Source organism: Polaribacter aestuariivivens, from assembly GCF_005885675.1.
Lineage (GTDB): Bacteria > Bacteroidota > Bacteroidia > Flavobacteriales > Flavobacteriaceae > Polaribacter > Polaribacter aestuariivivens.
In genome coordinates, this window is the sequence record NZ_VANR01000002.1 from 181,120 (window position 1) to 195,539 (window position 14,420).

The following is a 14,420-nucleotide window of genomic DNA, read 5'->3' on the forward strand; positions in this document are numbered from 1 at the left end:
AAATAAAAGTTATTTTTTAGAAAGCACAATCAACCTAAAAAAGTACCTTTGTAATCATGGAAAAAACGAATGCTGTTGCTGGCAAAAAAATAGACAAAGCAAGAATTATAAGTCTTGAAAAAGGGAAAATTCCTCCACAGGCAGTGGAGTTGGAAGAAGCTGTTTTAGGAGCAATGATGATTGATAAGAAGGGAATTGATGATGTTATTGATATATTAAGTGCTGATGCATTTTACGATGCAAAACATCAAGAAATTTATGCAGCAATTTATGAATTGTTTCAAAATTCAGAACCCATAGATATTTTAACAGTTTCTAACTTATTGAAAAAAAGCGGAAAACTAGAATTTGTTGGAGGTGATTTTTTCTTAATTCGTTTGACACAAAAAGTTGCATCTTCAGCTCATATTGAGTTTCATGCACGTATAATTCTTCAAAAATACATACAGCGTAGGTTAATTTCTATTTCCAGTGAAATTATTGAAAACGCTTATGATGAAGGTACAGATGTTTTCGATTTACTAGATGATGCAGAAGCAAAACTGTTTGAAGTTACACAAGGGAATTTAAAAAAGAGTTCAGAAGATGCTGGTTCTTTAGTAAAGCAAGCATTACAAAAAATACAAGAAATTGGAAATCAGGAAGGAATGTCTGGTTTGGCAACAGGTTTTACCAAATTAGATGCATTAACTTCTGGTTGGCAACCCTCAGATTTGGTAATTATAGCTGCAAGACCAGGTATGGGTAAAACAGCATTTGTAATTTCAATGGCTAAAAATATGGCTATTGATTTTAATCATGGAGTTGCCATATTTTCTCTAGAGATGTCTTCTGTTCAGTTAATTACACGTATGATTTCTTCGGAAACTGGTTTAACTTCAGAAAAACTTAGAAAAGGAAACTTAGAAGCCCATGAGTGGGAACAATTAAATGTAAAGGTTAAAAAATTATCTGACGCACCAATTTTTATTGATGATACTCCATCATTATCAATTTTTGATTTACGTGCAAAAGCAAGACGTTTGGTGTCACAACACAACGTAAGAATTATTGTAATTGACTATTTACAATTAATGACTGCAGGAGGAAAAGCAGGGGGAAATCGTGAACAAGAAATTTCTATGATTTCCAGAAATTTAAAAGCATTAGCAAAAGAATTATCTGTCCCAGTAATTGCACTTTCTCAATTATCACGTGCAGTAGAAACACGTGGAGGCTCAAAAAGACCTTTATTATCTGATTTACGTGAATCTGGAGCAATTGAACAAGATGCAGATATTGTATCATTTATTTTCCGTCCAGAATACTATGGAATGACAGAATGGGATGATGATGAGCATACACCATGTGAAGGTCAAGGAGAATTTATTGTTGCAAAACACAGAAATGGTGGTTTAGACAATATTCGTTTGAAATTTACAGGACATTTAGCAAAATTCTCAGATTTAGAAGAAGGCTTCAGTTCAGAATTTCAATCATCTATGAATGCTGATTTTCCAGAAGATCCATTTGCGAATGAAGGAGGTATTGACCCTAAAGATGCTTTTGGGGATGATGATGTACCTTTTTAGAATATTAAATAATTTATAAAATTTAATAAATACACAATTGCTTTAAAGTAATTGTGTATTTTAGTTTTTGATATGAAAAAGATAACAGAATTATTAGAAACAATATTTTCAACTGCTAACCAGAGAATTAAAAGCCCTTTTTTTGGTTCATTTATTTTTTCATGGATAATTATTAACTGGAAACCAATATTTTATTTTTTATTATCTGATGATAAAATCAATACTAAAATTAACATAATTCAAGATAAATATGAGTTTTTTCAAAACTCACTCTTATATCCTTTATTACTAAGCTTTATTTATGTTGTTGTCTTTCCTTATATTAATCAGTTTATTCATTGGTTAACTCTTAGGGCAGAGGAGTCTAAACGAAATGAATATTATAAATTGAGAAGAACACAAAATAGTTATTTACAAGAATTAGCTGAACAAGAAAAAACTTTAGAAGATATTAGAAGCGGAAATAGAGATATTGCTCAATTAAGTGAAAAAATTGAATTACTTAATAAAGATAATGATAGATTAAAAGTGACAATCCAAAATAAAGATGAAGCAATTTCTGATTATGGCGAACAACTAAATAAAATTACTACGGAAAACCAGCAATACAAAATTGAATTATCAAAAATAACTGAAGAGTTAACGAGTAGTAATTTTGAATTTCGAAATAAACTTGAGTATAGGTCTTTTAAAAAAGAAAAGATTTTTGATGCGTTTTCATATATAATTGACGCGATTAAAACAGAAGAAAATTTATCAAATTTTGAAAATGAATTAATTAAAGAATATTTAGATTTCGGTATCATTGAAAAAAATACAATTGGTAATTATCAACTCACTGAAAAAGGTAAATATTTCGCTTCCTATTTAAAAGAAATATAATCATTTAATATGAAAAAACTCTTACTAACACTTATTATAATATTTATTACAAACTCAATTTGGGCATCATTTATATATGTTCCAATGAGTAATGATAATCAAAAAAATCATTTAAAAGCATACGGAATTGTTTATTTTGGTTTAGAAGCTGGTTTGAAATCAAAATGGTTATTGAATTATGATGGAGGCGCATTTTTAATTGAAAACAATAAAATTATAGAAAATGAATGTAAAATTCGTGGAGTTTCTTATCAAGTAATTTCTGATGCAAAAGCACAAATTATCTTGCAACAAATAGCTGCTCCTAGTTCTAATCAAGATGCAGTAACTTTAGAAAAGGCACCAAAAATAGCAGTTTATTCTCCAAAAGATAAAATGCCTTGGGATGATGCAGTAACTATGGTGTTAACCTATGCAGAAATTCCTTTTGATGTAATTTACGATAAAGAAGTTTTAGAAGATAAATTATTGATTTACGAATGGTTGCATTTGCATCACGAAGATTTTACAGGACAATATGGTCGCTTTTATGGATCTTTTAGAACTGCACCTTGGTATATTGAAGGAAAACAGAGAGCTGAAAAATTAGCAAAAGAATTAGGTTTTACTAAAGTTTCTCAAGAAAAATTAGCAGTCGCCAAAAAAATTAGAGATTATGTTATAGGAGGAGGATTTATGTTTGCTATGTGTTCTGCAACCGATAGTTTTGATATTGCATTGTCTGCAGAAGGTGTGGATATTGCAGAAGCCATGTTCGATGGAGATGCAACTACACCTAATTATCAATCACAAATTAACTACAATAAAACATTTGCATTTAAAAATTTCGATTTAATTAAAAATCCATCTACATATGAGTTTTCTTCAATAGATATGACTCGAAAACGTAAAATTCCAAAAACTTCCGATTATTTTTCTCTAGTTGAGTTCTCAGCAAAATGGGATCCTGTTCCAACAATGCTCACTCAAAACCATACTGTTTTAGTAAAAGGTTTTATGGGACAAACTACTTCTTTTGATAGAAATACCGTAAAAAGCAATGTGTTGGTTTTAGGTGAAAACAAAGTTAATAGAGAAGCACGTTACATTCACGGAACCAAAGGAAAAGGAATGTTTACTTTTTATGGAGGACATGATCCTGAAGATTATACACACAGAGTTGGTGATCCAAAAACCGAATTAGATTTGCACCCAACATCACCAGGATATCGTTTAATTTTAAATAATGTGTTGTTTCCTGCAGCCAAAAAGAAGAAGCAAAAAACCTAGTATAATAACATGTTAATAAATCTAAAATAAATACTTTAGAAATTCATTTCAAATTAATTCACTTTTGTATTTTTGTCAAGATAAAAATAAAATCAAAAATGCCAACAACACAACAATTACAAGATTTTACGCAACAAGTTCGTAGAGATATTTTAAGAATGGTACACAAAGTAAATTCTGGACATCCAGGAGGTTCTTTAGGTTGTGCTGAGTTTATTACTTGTTTATATCAAGAAGTAATGGATTATTCTACAGATTTTACTATGGACGGAAAAAATGAAGATTTATTCTTTTTATCTAACGGACATATTTCTCCTGTTTTTTATAGTGTTTTGGCACATTCAGGTTTTTTTCCAGTGGAAGAATTGTCAACTTTTAGGTTAATTGATTCTAGATTACAAGGTCATCCAACTACACACGAAGGTTTACCAGGTATAAGAATTGCATCTGGATCACTAGGTCAAGGTTTATCAGTTGGTTTAGGAGCTGCAGAAGCTAAAAAATTAAATGGAGATGATAAATTAGTGTATACTTTACATGGTGATGGAGAATTGCAAGAAGGTCAAAATTGGGAAGCAATCATGTATGCATCTGCAAAAAAAGTAGATAACATAATTGCAACTATTGATTTAAATGGTAAACAAATAGATGGTGCAACAGACGATGTTTTACCAATGGGAAGTATCAAAGCAAAATTTGAAGCTTTTGGTTGGGATGTTTTAGAAGTTGTAAAAGGAAATGATATTGAAGCAGTTTTAGCAGGTTTAGCAGAAGCAAAAGCTAAGACAGGTAAAGGAAAACCTGTTTGTATTTTATTACATACAGAAATGGGTAATGGTGTAGATTTTATGATGCATACTCATGCTTGGCATGGTAAAGCACCAAATGACGAGCAATTAGAAAGTGCTTTGGCTCAAAATCCAGTAACTTTAGGCGATTATTAAAACGAAGTAAATTTAGTTTTTTAAAAATACAAACCCATAATTTAAATTGTGGGTTTTTTGTGTTTTTATTTAGAATAAATATGTAAGATTACTTTTATCTTTACAACTGATATTAAAGTTTTATTGACTTTAATTTTTTTAATTTTTCAATAATTATTATGAAAATAGGGATTGTTTGTTACCCAACATTTGGTGGAAGTGGAGTAGTAGCCACAGAATTAGGAATGGCTTTGGCAGACAAAGGGCATGAAGTACATTTTATAACATACAATCAACCAGTTCGTTTAGATTTTATATCTCATCACTTACATTTTCATCAAGTTTTAATTGAAGAATATCCTTTATTTCAATATCAACCTTACGAATTAGCACTTTCTAGTAAAATGGTAGAAGTCGTTCAAACATATGAACTAGAAGTTTTACATGTGCATTATGCAATTCCACATGCATATGCAGCATTTATGGCAAAACAAATGTTAAAAGAAAAAGGTTTAAACGTAAAAGTGGTAACAACTTTGCATGGAACAGATATTACCTTAGTTGGAAGTCACCCAACATATAAAACAGCAGTAGAATTTAGTATAAATAATTCAGATGTAGTTACTTCCGTTTCAAATAATTTAAAAGAAACTACAAATAAGTTATTCAATATTAAAAAAGATATACAAGTAATTTATAATTTTATTGATACAGAAAAGTACGACAAAGCTCATCAACAAAAATGTAAAAGAATTGCGATAGCAAAACCAGAAGAACGTATTCTAACCCATATAAGTAATTTTAGACCTGTAAAAAGAGTAGAAGATGTGATTCGAATTTTTGCAGGAGTAAGAAAAGAAATTCCAGCAAAATTATTAATGATTGGTGAAGGACCAGAAAGAGCAAAAGCAGAAAATTTGGCACAAAAATTAAAAATTTCTAAAGATGTTTTATTTTTAGGAAATAGTGACGAAGTTGCGAAAATTTTATGTTACTCAGATTTGTTTTTATTACCCTCACAAACAGAAAGTTTTGGTTTGGCTGCTTTAGAAGCCATGGCTGCAAAAACTCCTGTAATATCTACAAATACTGGAGGTTTGCCAGAAGTTAATATTAATGGAATAACAGGTTATTTAAGTAATTTAGGTGATGTTGACGATATGGCTAAAAATGCAATTTCTATTTTAAAAGACAATGCTGTTTTAGAACAATTTAAAAACAATGCAAAAGAACATACCAAGCGTTTTTCACTGGAAAATATTTTACCAGTATATGAAGAAATTTATAAATCTTGTTATCAAAGTAAAGTATAATTAAAAAGCTCAAACTTATAAAGTTTGAGCTTTTTAATATTTATAAAAGTATATCTTATTTCCCAAATAATCCACCTAACAAACCTCCAAGGCCACCAGATTTTTTATTACTTCCGCCTAAAAACATACCAGCAACATCATCTACAACACTACCATCACCATCTGCATCTAATATTTTTTCTAAAAAACTTTGCTCGTTAGCAGCAGAACTACCACCTAACATATTTCCTAATAAACTACCTAAGCCATTACTATCACTAATATTTTGTTGTTTTTTCTCTTTACCTAAAACACCCATTAAAATAGGAGCAGCTACTTTTAAAATATTTGCTACAGAACCAGCATCTAAACCAGATTTTTGACCAATTACTTGTTCAACACCTTGTTGTTTAGCTCCTAAAACATGTCTTAAAATTCCTGCGCCATCTTGTTTTACAGATTCATCTACACCACCTCCAAACAAGCCACCAAGATTTTCTAAAATGCTTCCATCATGTTTTGTTTCTAAGGCTCTTTGCAAACCTTGAGCACCTTCTGGAGTTGCTGCATTTCTTTCCATTGCTTTCATTAATACTGGTAAAGCCATGGTTAATACACTATTGGTTTTGTTAGAATCGTTTCCTGTAGAACCTGCAACACCAGAAACTATCTGTTTTCCTAAATCACTATTTAATAAATCTAAAATACCTGCCATTTTTATGTTTTTAATAATTAATATGCTTGTTTTCTAAAAATTTGACACAATATACAAATAAAGTCACTTCCCTTTTTAATTATTTTTTTATCTTTCAAGTTCAAAATAATTTCAAATAAATTAATGAAAAATTTAGCATTACACTGGAAAATTTTAATAGGAATGGTATTGGGTATCATTTTTGGTTTTATAATGAATAGTATAGATGGAGGGAAAGGTTTTGTGTCAGATTGGATCAAACCATTTGGAACCATTTTTATCAATCTTTTAAAATTAATTGCAGTACCATTAATATTGGCATCTTTAATAAAAGGAATTTCAGATTTAAAAGATATTTCTAAAATTAAAAAAATGGGACTAAGAACTATTTCTATTTATGTAGGAACTACTTTAGTAGCCATTATAATTGGTTTAGGAATTGTAAATTTGGTTAAACCAGGTACAGGAATGTCTCCTGACACTATTGAAAAAATAAAAGCTAAATATGAAACTTCAGCAGATGTTACTGATAAATTAACAAAAGCAACTGCTCAAAAAGATGCTGGTCCATTACAGGCTTTAGTAGATATATTTCCAAGTAATATTTTTCAATCTTTTACAGATGCTAGTATGTTACAAATCATCTTTTTTGCGATGTTTGTAGGTATTTCTTTATTATTAATACCAGAAAAAAAAGCCAAACCTTTGATGGATTTCTTTGATTCCTTAAATGAAATGGTCATGAAAATGGTAGATTTAATCATGCTTTTTGCTCCTTATGCTGTTTTTGCATTATTAGCAAACGTTATCATTGCTTTTGACGATACCGAGATTCTTTTAAAACTATTGGTTTATGCTTTATGTGTGGTTGGTGGTTTGTTATTAATGATTGTTTTTTACCTAATTTTAGTAAGTGTGTACACAAAAAAATCTCCTATGTGGTTTTTAAAACAAATTAGTCCAGCGCAATTGCTAGCATTTTCTACAAGTTCTAGCGCAGCAACACTTCCTGTTACCATGGAAAGAGTAGAAGAACATTTAGGGGTAGATAAAGAAGTTTCTGGTTTTGTATTACCAGTTGGTGCCACTATAAATATGGATGGAACAAGCTTGTATCAAGGTATTGCTGCTGTATTTATCATGCAAGTAATTTGGCCTGAAGGTGCTACATTTTCAAATCAGTTGGTTATTATTTTTACAGCGTTGTTAGCTTCAATTGGTTCAGCAGCAGTTCCAAGTGCTGGTATGGTAATGTTGGTAATTGTTTTAGAATCTATAAATTTCCCATCAGAATTATTGCCTATTGGACTGGCTTTAATTTTTGCAGTTGATAGACCTTTAGATATGTGTAGAACTACAGTAAACGTAACTGGTGATGCAACTGTTTCAATGTTAGTAGCTAAGTCTTTAGGAAAATTAAAAGACAAACCTGAACCAAAAAATTGGGATGATAATTACGAAAAAGTAAAATAAAGAAAAGAAAATTTAAAAGTTCAATTTTAAATTGATAACCATTAATAATAAATAATATGAATGTTTGTTTTTTAATGTATCCTTGGGAAAATATAAAATCTCCAGAAAACGATACATCACTAACTTTAATTCACGAATGTGTAAAAAGAGGTCATGGAGTTGCCATTTGTACACCTTCTAATTTAACAATTAGAAACAGTGTAACCAATGCGTTTTGCACAATTTTAAATAGAACAGAAAAAGTATCTTCAAACATAAAGTCGTTTTACAACAAAACAACTACAAGAGAAGAAATGCTTCCTTTAGCTGGTTTTGATGTTATTTTTATGCGTGCAGAACCACCTTTAGATCCTTTAATGCTAAATTTTTTAGATTCTGTAAAAGACGATGTTTTTATCATCAATTCAGTACAAGGTATGCGTGAAGCAAATAACAAATTGTATACAGCCGTTTTTGAAGATCCAAACAACGAAATTATTCCAGTAACACATGTTTCAAAAAATAAAGATTATTTGATAAGAATGATCGAAGAATCTAATTCGGATAAAATGATTTTAAAACCATTAAACGGTTTTGGAGGTTCTGGAGTTATTTTAATTGAAAAATCTGCAATGGGAAATATCAATTCGTTGTTAGATTTTTATATTCATAAAAGTGATGGAACGTCAGATTATGTAATTCTTCAAGAATATATTGAAGGAGCAGATCAAGGAGATGTTAGAGTATTAATTTTAAATGGAGTTCCAATAGGCGCAATGCGCAGAATTCCTGGAGAAAAAGATCATAGATCTAACGTTTCTGCTGGAGGTAAAATAGCAAAACACAAATTAACAGCAGAAGAAAAAAAGCTTTGTGATAAAATTGGTCCTAAGTTGGTAAAAGACGGACTTTACTTTGTGGGTATTGATGTAATTGGAGGAAAATTAGTGGAAGTAAACGTTATGTCTCCAGGAGGTATTACCTACATGAACAAAGTTTACAAAACAAAAATCCAAGAAAAAGTCGTGAACTTTATGGAAAGTAAAGTGCTAGAAAAAGATGCTGCATTTAGGCGAAAATCTAGTTTGAAAAAAATGGTAGACGAAGCTTAAATAAGATAAATTAATTTTTATTAGCGTTCTGTTTTTGATGAATTATCTTATAATTTCGGTAATAATACTGCTATAATTTAAAATGAAAATTTATAAATTAATTATTTGAAAATGTCATTAACCATACAAAATCCGTTAGTTTCTGTAGATTGGTTATACCAAAATTTAGAAAACAAAAATCTAATAATTTTAGATTGTACCATTCCAAAAGTAACAGCAACATCAGAAATAACAGAAGAAAAACTACAAATACAAAATGCAGTTTTTTTTGATTTGAAAAATGTTTTTTCTGATAATAAAGCACCATTTCCAAATACGGTTTTATCTCCAAAAGAGTTTGAAGAAAAAGCACAAGATTTAGGCATACATAAAAACTCTATTGTAATTTGTTATGACGATTTAGGAATGTACTCATCACCAAGAGTTTGGTGGATGTTTCAACTAATGGGTTTTAAAAATGTAGCGGTTTTAAATGGTGGTTTGCCAGAATGGAAAGCTAAAAACTATCCTACAGAAATTCCAAAATACACAATTCCTAAAAAAGGAAACTTCAAAGTAAATTACCAACCAAACAAGCTAAAATTTACGGAAGACGTTTTACAGTCCATAGAAAATGAAACCATTTTAATTGCAGATGCTCGTTCAAAAGGACGTTTTTATGGAACAGAACCAGAACCAAGAAACGACTTAAAAAGCGGACATATTCCAAATTCGGTGAGCATTCCTTATACAGCAGTACTTCAAAACGGAAAAATGAAAACCGAAGATGAATTACATGATATTTTTAAAGTTCTTAAAAACAAAAAACAAATTATTTTTACATGTGGTTCAGGCATTACAGCATCTGTTTTAGCGTTGGCTGCAACAGTTGTAAATATTAAAAATGTTTCAGTGTACGATGGCTCTTGGACAGAATGGGGAAGTACACCAAACTTACCAATAACATTATAATTATGAACTTAAATTGGACCCAAAAAGAATTTGAAGCTTACGTACTTTTATACGCAGCACATTGCAATCTTATTGAAGATAAAAATGAGCAAGACTATATTCACACCATTGTAGATGAAAAAACGTTTCATAAAATTCATACAGAAGTTGTTGTAGATTCAGAAAAAGAAAACTTACAAAAAATTCAACAATATTTAAGTGAAAACAACCTTACTCAGCAAGACAAAGAAGCATTGCTTAGAAACATAAAAAAGGTGCTTTTTGCAGATGGTACTGTAGATTATTTAGAGAAAAACGTGTACCAAATTTTGAAAAAAATGATTAGTTAGTTATGGTAAAATTATCAGTTGAAGAAATCATAAAAAAAATACAAAACGAAGAAACATTTGAAGCTGTTTCAAATGATTATTCCTTCACTTTAAAAATAGAAAAATATACACATTATGCTTGTGCAGCAGTACATGATGGACATCAATTTAGAAAAGAATTATGGAAAAACTGTTTGCATACAGAATATGAACGTTGGTTTGAAGAAGATCCAGCAACCAAAGAAATGGTAAAATCTCATCCTATTGTAATTGCAGGTTGCGATTCTCGTTTTGAGTATGATTTAAACAGAGCTCCAGAAACAGCAATTTATACAGATGCTTGGGGCAAGCAATTATGGAAAAAACCTTTGCCAAAAGAAATGCATGAAAAAAGTTTGCAAAAACATGCAAATTTCTACAAAGTTGTACAAGCTTTAATTTCTAAATTAGAAGAAAAATTTGGCGTTTGTGTAGTGTATGACATGCATTCTTACAATTGGAAAAGATGGACAAGAGAAGTGCCAACTTGGAATTTAGGTACTTCAAATATAAACAATCATAGGTTTGGAAACGATATTGAATCTTGGCGAAAAATCTTGTCAGAAACTCCATTTTTTAAAGACATTAAATCTACCGCAAAAATTAACGACACTTTTCAAGGAAATGGATATTTTTTAAAATACATCACACAAAATTTTCAAAACACATTGGTTATTGCTACAGAAATCGCCAAAATTTATTGTGATGAATTAAGCCAAATTATATATCCAGAAGTAGTTGCTACTGTAGAAAAATACTTAAAAACCGAACTAAAAAAACACGCAACAACTTTTTATAAAACGCACCAATTAAATGGGTAAAAAAGTACATGTAAACTCAGAAATTATTGAAGCAATTTGTGAGAAAATAAATAGTGATGCTCCACTAAATTACGAACTTCCAAAAAATGGGTGGTTGCATATTGATAAGTTTTTACCATTTATTTGTATATACAGATTTAAAGAACCAGATGTATATTTTTCAAGGTTGTTAAAAACACAAGCCTCGTATTTAATTATAGACGAAACCATAGACATTACCAAGCTTTTAGAAGCAATTCGTTTGACTATTTCAGAAAAATTCGACACTTTTTTGGTGTTAGAAGTTTGGCCAGATGTTAAAAATGAAAACACAAAATTCAATATTAATTGCCCTGAAAATGTGGCTTCAGAAACAGCCATCGCTTTAAAAGAAGGTTTTAGCAAGTTGGCAAATACATATCCAAATGTTTCTGCAAATATTCATGCTAACGGTTTAAAACACCCAAAACATTTACAACCCATTGCAGATGTAGAGACTTCTAAAAAAACAGGAATGTTACTCATTGGAGTAGAAGTACCTGTTTTGTATAAAAATTCAGAAACAGGAGAATTGTATTCACTTTTTTTCAGAGAATTTTACAGCGTTTTTTCTGAAACTATAAAAAGAGCTGTGTATGAATTTATAAGAGTACAAACCAAAGATGATTTTGATAATTATTTAATGTTGGGTAAAACTCATATCGATGAAATTACCACCAAAGCAGATGCTGAATTGGCAAGTATTAGCGAAGGCATGTCTTTTTTGTTAAGAACAACTCCTGTAAATAGTAATGAAGAATGGGAAAAGTTTAAAGAAAATAAATTTAAAAAAATACCATCTTTTAAATACCGTTTAATTTCTATAGATCCAGAATTAGAAAAACGTAAGCTATATAATATTGCTATTGATGAGATTGAAGATCCAACCATTGCTTTTATTTTAAGAGGAAAACGTTTAGAAATCGAAAAGCAGCTTACTATGTTAGAAGAACGTGGTACGCAAAATTTTAAATTTGTAGGCGAGAGTTTGTATGGAGTTATCAATAAAAACCTGTTAAAAGAAGCTAAAAAAATACTGAAAAAATTTCCTAAAAGGGAAAAAATGAAAAGCGCGAATCGTTTTAATTGTACAGAATTCGCCAAACACGCACAAGAAGAAATTGATTATTACAACAGCAAGTTTCCAAACTTAAATTTATCTGTAGAAATTAGAAATGATGTTGCAGGTATCATGGTTAGCAAAACAAAACTGTTAATTAACGATCAAATTTCTTTAGATGCAAATAGGTGTGATGCCTTAATACAACACGAAGTTGGTACACACATTTTAACCTATTGCAATGGTAAAAGGCAACCTTTACAACAAATGTTTGAAGGTTTTGAAGGTTATGATCAATTGCAAGAAGGTTTGGCAGTAATTGCAGAATATTTGGTAGGTGGTTTAACCGTAAACAGGTTGCGTTTGTTAGCAGGAAGAGTGATTGCGGTACAATCTATGGTAAATGGAGCAACATTTATAGAAACTTTTAAGAATCTTTGTAAAAAGTATTCGTTTTCAGAAAGAATTGCCTACTACATTACCATGAGAGTTTACAGAGGTGGTGGTTTAACAAAAGATGCTGTGTATTTAGCAGGTTTGATAGATTTGTTACAGTACTTAAAAAATGGAGGGAATTTAGAAAACTTATATACAGGTAAGTTTAACATTACACACACAGCTTTAATTGAAGAATTATTGTATCGTAAAGTTTTGAAAAAACCAGAATTACCTCGTTTTTTAGAAAGAAAAAGTGTCCAAAAACGATTGAAAAAATTATATAAAGGACTAGAAATTGTAGAATTAGTTAATTAAAACACACTCATGAAAATCGCATTCATAATCAACGACCATAAAACAGAAAAAGCAAATTATACAACTCCAGCTTTAGGATATGCTGCTTACAAACGTGGTCATGATGTGTATTTTATTGGAGTGGGTGAGCTTTCATATGCCTCTAAAGGACATTTGTCTGTAAGAAGTAAAACAATTAATGGTAAAAAATTCAATTCGCAAGAAACCTATTTTAATGCGTTGCAGAAAGAAGATTTTTCAACCATTACCTCAGAAGAATTAGATGTGTTGTTTTTAAGAAACAATCCTGCAGATGAAATTAACGAAAGAGATTGGGCACAAAATGCTGCCTTTATTTTTGGTGAAATAGCCATGAACAATGGTGTAATTGTATTAAACCATCCAAAAAGTTTGGCAGGAGCTGTTAACAAAATGTATTTTCAGCATTTTCCAGAAATTTTACGTCCTAAAACCATCATTTCTAGAGACCATCAAGAAATAAAAGATTTTTTTAAGAAACAAAAACAAAAAATGATTTTAAAACCCTTGCAAGGTTCTGGAGGAACAAACGTTTTTATGATGGACAAAAAAAACGAACACAATCTTACACAAACTATTGATGCCATTGCACGAGATGGTTTTGTAATTGCACAAGAATATTTAAAAGAAGCCTCTAAAGGCGATACACGTTTGTTTTTAATGAATGGTAAACCTTTAAAAGTGAATGGAAAATACGCCATTATGCAACGTATAAATGCCTCTAATGATATTAGAAGCAACATTCATGCAGGAGGCAAACCAGCAGCAGTAAAAATGACAGACCAAATTATGGAATTAGCAGACATTGTAAGACCAAAATTGGTACAAGATGGTATGTTTTTGGTAGGTATAGATATTGTAGGTGATAAACTAATGGAAATTAACGTGTTTAGCCCAGGAGGAATTAATGTAATTAGCCAAATGTATGATGAAGATTTTGCCACTCCAATTATTGAAGCCATAGAAAAAAAGGTATACTACAAAAGTATGTATTCCAACTACTTGTTTAATAGTAGATTAGCTACATTGTAATTTAAAAAAAATAGCTTTTTATTTGGTTTCGCTAACGGTCTAGTATAAGAATAGTAGCGGATTTTCACTCACTAATTTTTCGGTTAAATACAGATCTTTTTTATATTTACATACTTTCATTTAAGCGATTAAACCGCTATTATTTTTATACATTGTTGTACACTGGCTTTTCTTTCCGCAAACTTGCTACCGTAGGCAGGATCCATACTCTTTTGCAATTTTTAG

At 30.3% G+C, this 14,420-nt stretch carries 13 protein-coding genes; 12 read left to right on the top strand and 1 reads right to left on the bottom strand.

The annotated features are described in order from the left end of the window. The first annotated feature begins 56 nt into the window (after positions 1-56). From dnaB to bshA, 5 genes are all read left to right on the top strand, one after another. On the top strand, positions 57-1,571 hold the full coding sequence (dnaB, locus tag FDT66_RS03975) for a replicative DNA helicase (RefSeq protein WP_138534864.1): 1,515 nt from the start codon (positions 57-59) through the stop codon (positions 1,569-1,571). A gap of 72 nt (positions 1,572-1,643) precedes the next feature. Beyond that, complete coding sequence (locus tag FDT66_RS03980) at positions 1,644-2,453, top strand: hypothetical protein (RefSeq protein WP_138534865.1); 810 nt, start codon at positions 1,644-1,646, stop codon at positions 2,451-2,453. A gap of 84 nt (positions 2,454-2,537) precedes the next feature. After that, the gene (locus tag FDT66_RS03985) at positions 2,538-3,722 is read left to right on the top strand and encodes an asparagine synthetase B (protein ID WP_138535258.1); all 1,185 of its coding nucleotides are present in this window, start codon (positions 2,538-2,540) and stop codon (positions 3,720-3,722) included. A gap of 98 nt (positions 3,723-3,820) precedes the next feature. Then, complete coding sequence (locus tag FDT66_RS03990; RefSeq protein WP_138534866.1) at positions 3,821-4,666, top strand: transketolase; 846 nt, start codon at positions 3,821-3,823, stop codon at positions 4,664-4,666. Between the two features lie 158 nt (positions 4,667-4,824). Beyond that, positions 4,825-5,958 (top strand): N-acetyl-alpha-D-glucosaminyl L-malate synthase BshA, encoded by a 1,134-nt coding sequence (bshA, locus tag FDT66_RS03995; RefSeq protein ID WP_138534867.1) that lies wholly within the window; start codon positions 4,825-4,827, stop codon positions 5,956-5,958. A gap of 55 nt (positions 5,959-6,013) precedes the next feature. On the opposite strand, the gene FDT66_RS04000 is transcribed toward bshA, so the two are convergent. Next, a complete protein-coding gene (locus tag FDT66_RS04000; protein ID WP_138534868.1) occupies positions 6,014-6,652 on the bottom strand; it encodes a DUF937 domain-containing protein in 639 nt (212 codons plus the stop codon). A gap of 123 nt (positions 6,653-6,775) precedes the next feature. Here FDT66_RS04000 and FDT66_RS04005 point away from each other — a divergent pair, with 123 nt between their 5' ends. The 7 genes from FDT66_RS04005 to FDT66_RS04035 all read left to right on the top strand — a co-directional run bounded on the left by FDT66_RS04005 (position 6,776) and on the right by FDT66_RS04035 (position 14,195). Next, positions 6,776-8,104: a dicarboxylate/amino acid:cation symporter gene (locus FDT66_RS04005; protein WP_138534869.1), complete on the top strand. Its 1,329-nt coding sequence runs from the start codon at positions 6,776-6,778 to the stop codon at positions 8,102-8,104. A 56-nt stretch (positions 8,105-8,160) separates the two neighbouring features. Further along, on the top strand, positions 8,161-9,195 hold the full coding sequence (gene gshB / locus FDT66_RS04010; protein WP_138534870.1) for a glutathione synthase: 1,035 nt from the start codon (positions 8,161-8,163) through the stop codon (positions 9,193-9,195). Between the two features lie 111 nt (positions 9,196-9,306). Continuing rightward, entirely contained in the window at positions 9,307-10,146 is an 840-nt protein-coding gene (locus FDT66_RS04015) for a sulfurtransferase (protein ID WP_138534871.1), read from the top strand. A gap of 2 nt (positions 10,147-10,148) precedes the next feature. Beyond that, positions 10,149-10,475: a hypothetical protein gene (locus FDT66_RS04020; protein WP_138534872.1), complete on the top strand. Its 327-nt coding sequence runs from the start codon at positions 10,149-10,151 to the stop codon at positions 10,473-10,475. Between the two features lie 2 nt (positions 10,476-10,477). Further along, positions 10,478-11,314 carry an N-formylglutamate amidohydrolase gene (locus tag FDT66_RS04025; RefSeq protein WP_138534873.1) on the top strand — a complete coding sequence of 279 codons (837 nt, stop codon included), beginning with the start codon at positions 10,478-10,480 and terminating at the stop codon, positions 11,312-11,314. Next, positions 11,307-13,145, top strand: coding sequence for a flavohemoglobin expression-modulating QEGLA motif protein (locus FDT66_RS04030; RefSeq protein ID WP_138534874.1), 1,839 nt, complete (start codon positions 11,307-11,309; stop codon positions 13,143-13,145). The genes FDT66_RS04025 and FDT66_RS04030 overlap by 8 nt, the downstream gene beginning before the upstream one ends. A 9-nt stretch (positions 13,146-13,154) precedes the next feature. Then, positions 13,155-14,195 (top strand): glutathione synthetase, encoded by a 1,041-nt coding sequence (locus tag FDT66_RS04035; protein ID WP_138534875.1) that lies wholly within the window; start codon positions 13,155-13,157, stop codon positions 14,193-14,195. Positions 14,196-14,420 lie beyond the last annotated feature (225 nt).

What these genes read in the sequence shown, in the direction of transcription:
- dnaB (WP_138534864.1), top strand. Translation starts at nt 57, where the DNA reads ATGGAAAAAACGAATGCTGTTGCTGGCAAAAAAATAGACAAAGCAAGA.
- FDT66_RS03980 (WP_138534865.1), top strand. Translation starts at nt 1,644, where the DNA reads ATGAAAAAGATAACAGAATTATTAGAAACAATATTTTCAACTGCTAAC.
- FDT66_RS03985 (WP_138535258.1), top strand. Translation starts at nt 2,538, where the DNA reads ATGAGTAATGATAATCAAAAAAATCATTTAAAAGCATACGGAATTGTT.
- FDT66_RS03990 (WP_138534866.1), top strand. Translation starts at nt 3,821, where the DNA reads ATGCCAACAACACAACAATTACAAGATTTTACGCAACAAGTTCGTAGA.
- bshA (WP_138534867.1), top strand. Translation starts at nt 4,825, where the DNA reads ATGAAAATAGGGATTGTTTGTTACCCAACATTTGGTGGAAGTGGAGTA.
- FDT66_RS04000 (WP_138534868.1), bottom strand. Translation starts at nt 6,652, where the DNA reads ATGGCAGGTATTTTAGATTTATTAAATAGTGATTTAGGAAAACAGATA.
- FDT66_RS04005 (WP_138534869.1), top strand. Translation starts at nt 6,776, where the DNA reads ATGAAAAATTTAGCATTACACTGGAAAATTTTAATAGGAATGGTATTG.
- gshB (WP_138534870.1), top strand. Translation starts at nt 8,161, where the DNA reads ATGAATGTTTGTTTTTTAATGTATCCTTGGGAAAATATAAAATCTCCA.
- FDT66_RS04015 (WP_138534871.1), top strand. Translation starts at nt 9,307, where the DNA reads ATGTCATTAACCATACAAAATCCGTTAGTTTCTGTAGATTGGTTATAC.
- FDT66_RS04020 (WP_138534872.1), top strand. Translation starts at nt 10,149, where the DNA reads ATGAACTTAAATTGGACCCAAAAAGAATTTGAAGCTTACGTACTTTTA.
- FDT66_RS04025 (WP_138534873.1), top strand. Translation starts at nt 10,478, where the DNA reads ATGGTAAAATTATCAGTTGAAGAAATCATAAAAAAAATACAAAACGAA.
- FDT66_RS04030 (WP_138534874.1), top strand. Translation starts at nt 11,307, where the DNA reads ATGGGTAAAAAAGTACATGTAAACTCAGAAATTATTGAAGCAATTTGT.
- FDT66_RS04035 (WP_138534875.1), top strand. Translation starts at nt 13,155, where the DNA reads ATGAAAATCGCATTCATAATCAACGACCATAAAACAGAAAAAGCAAAT.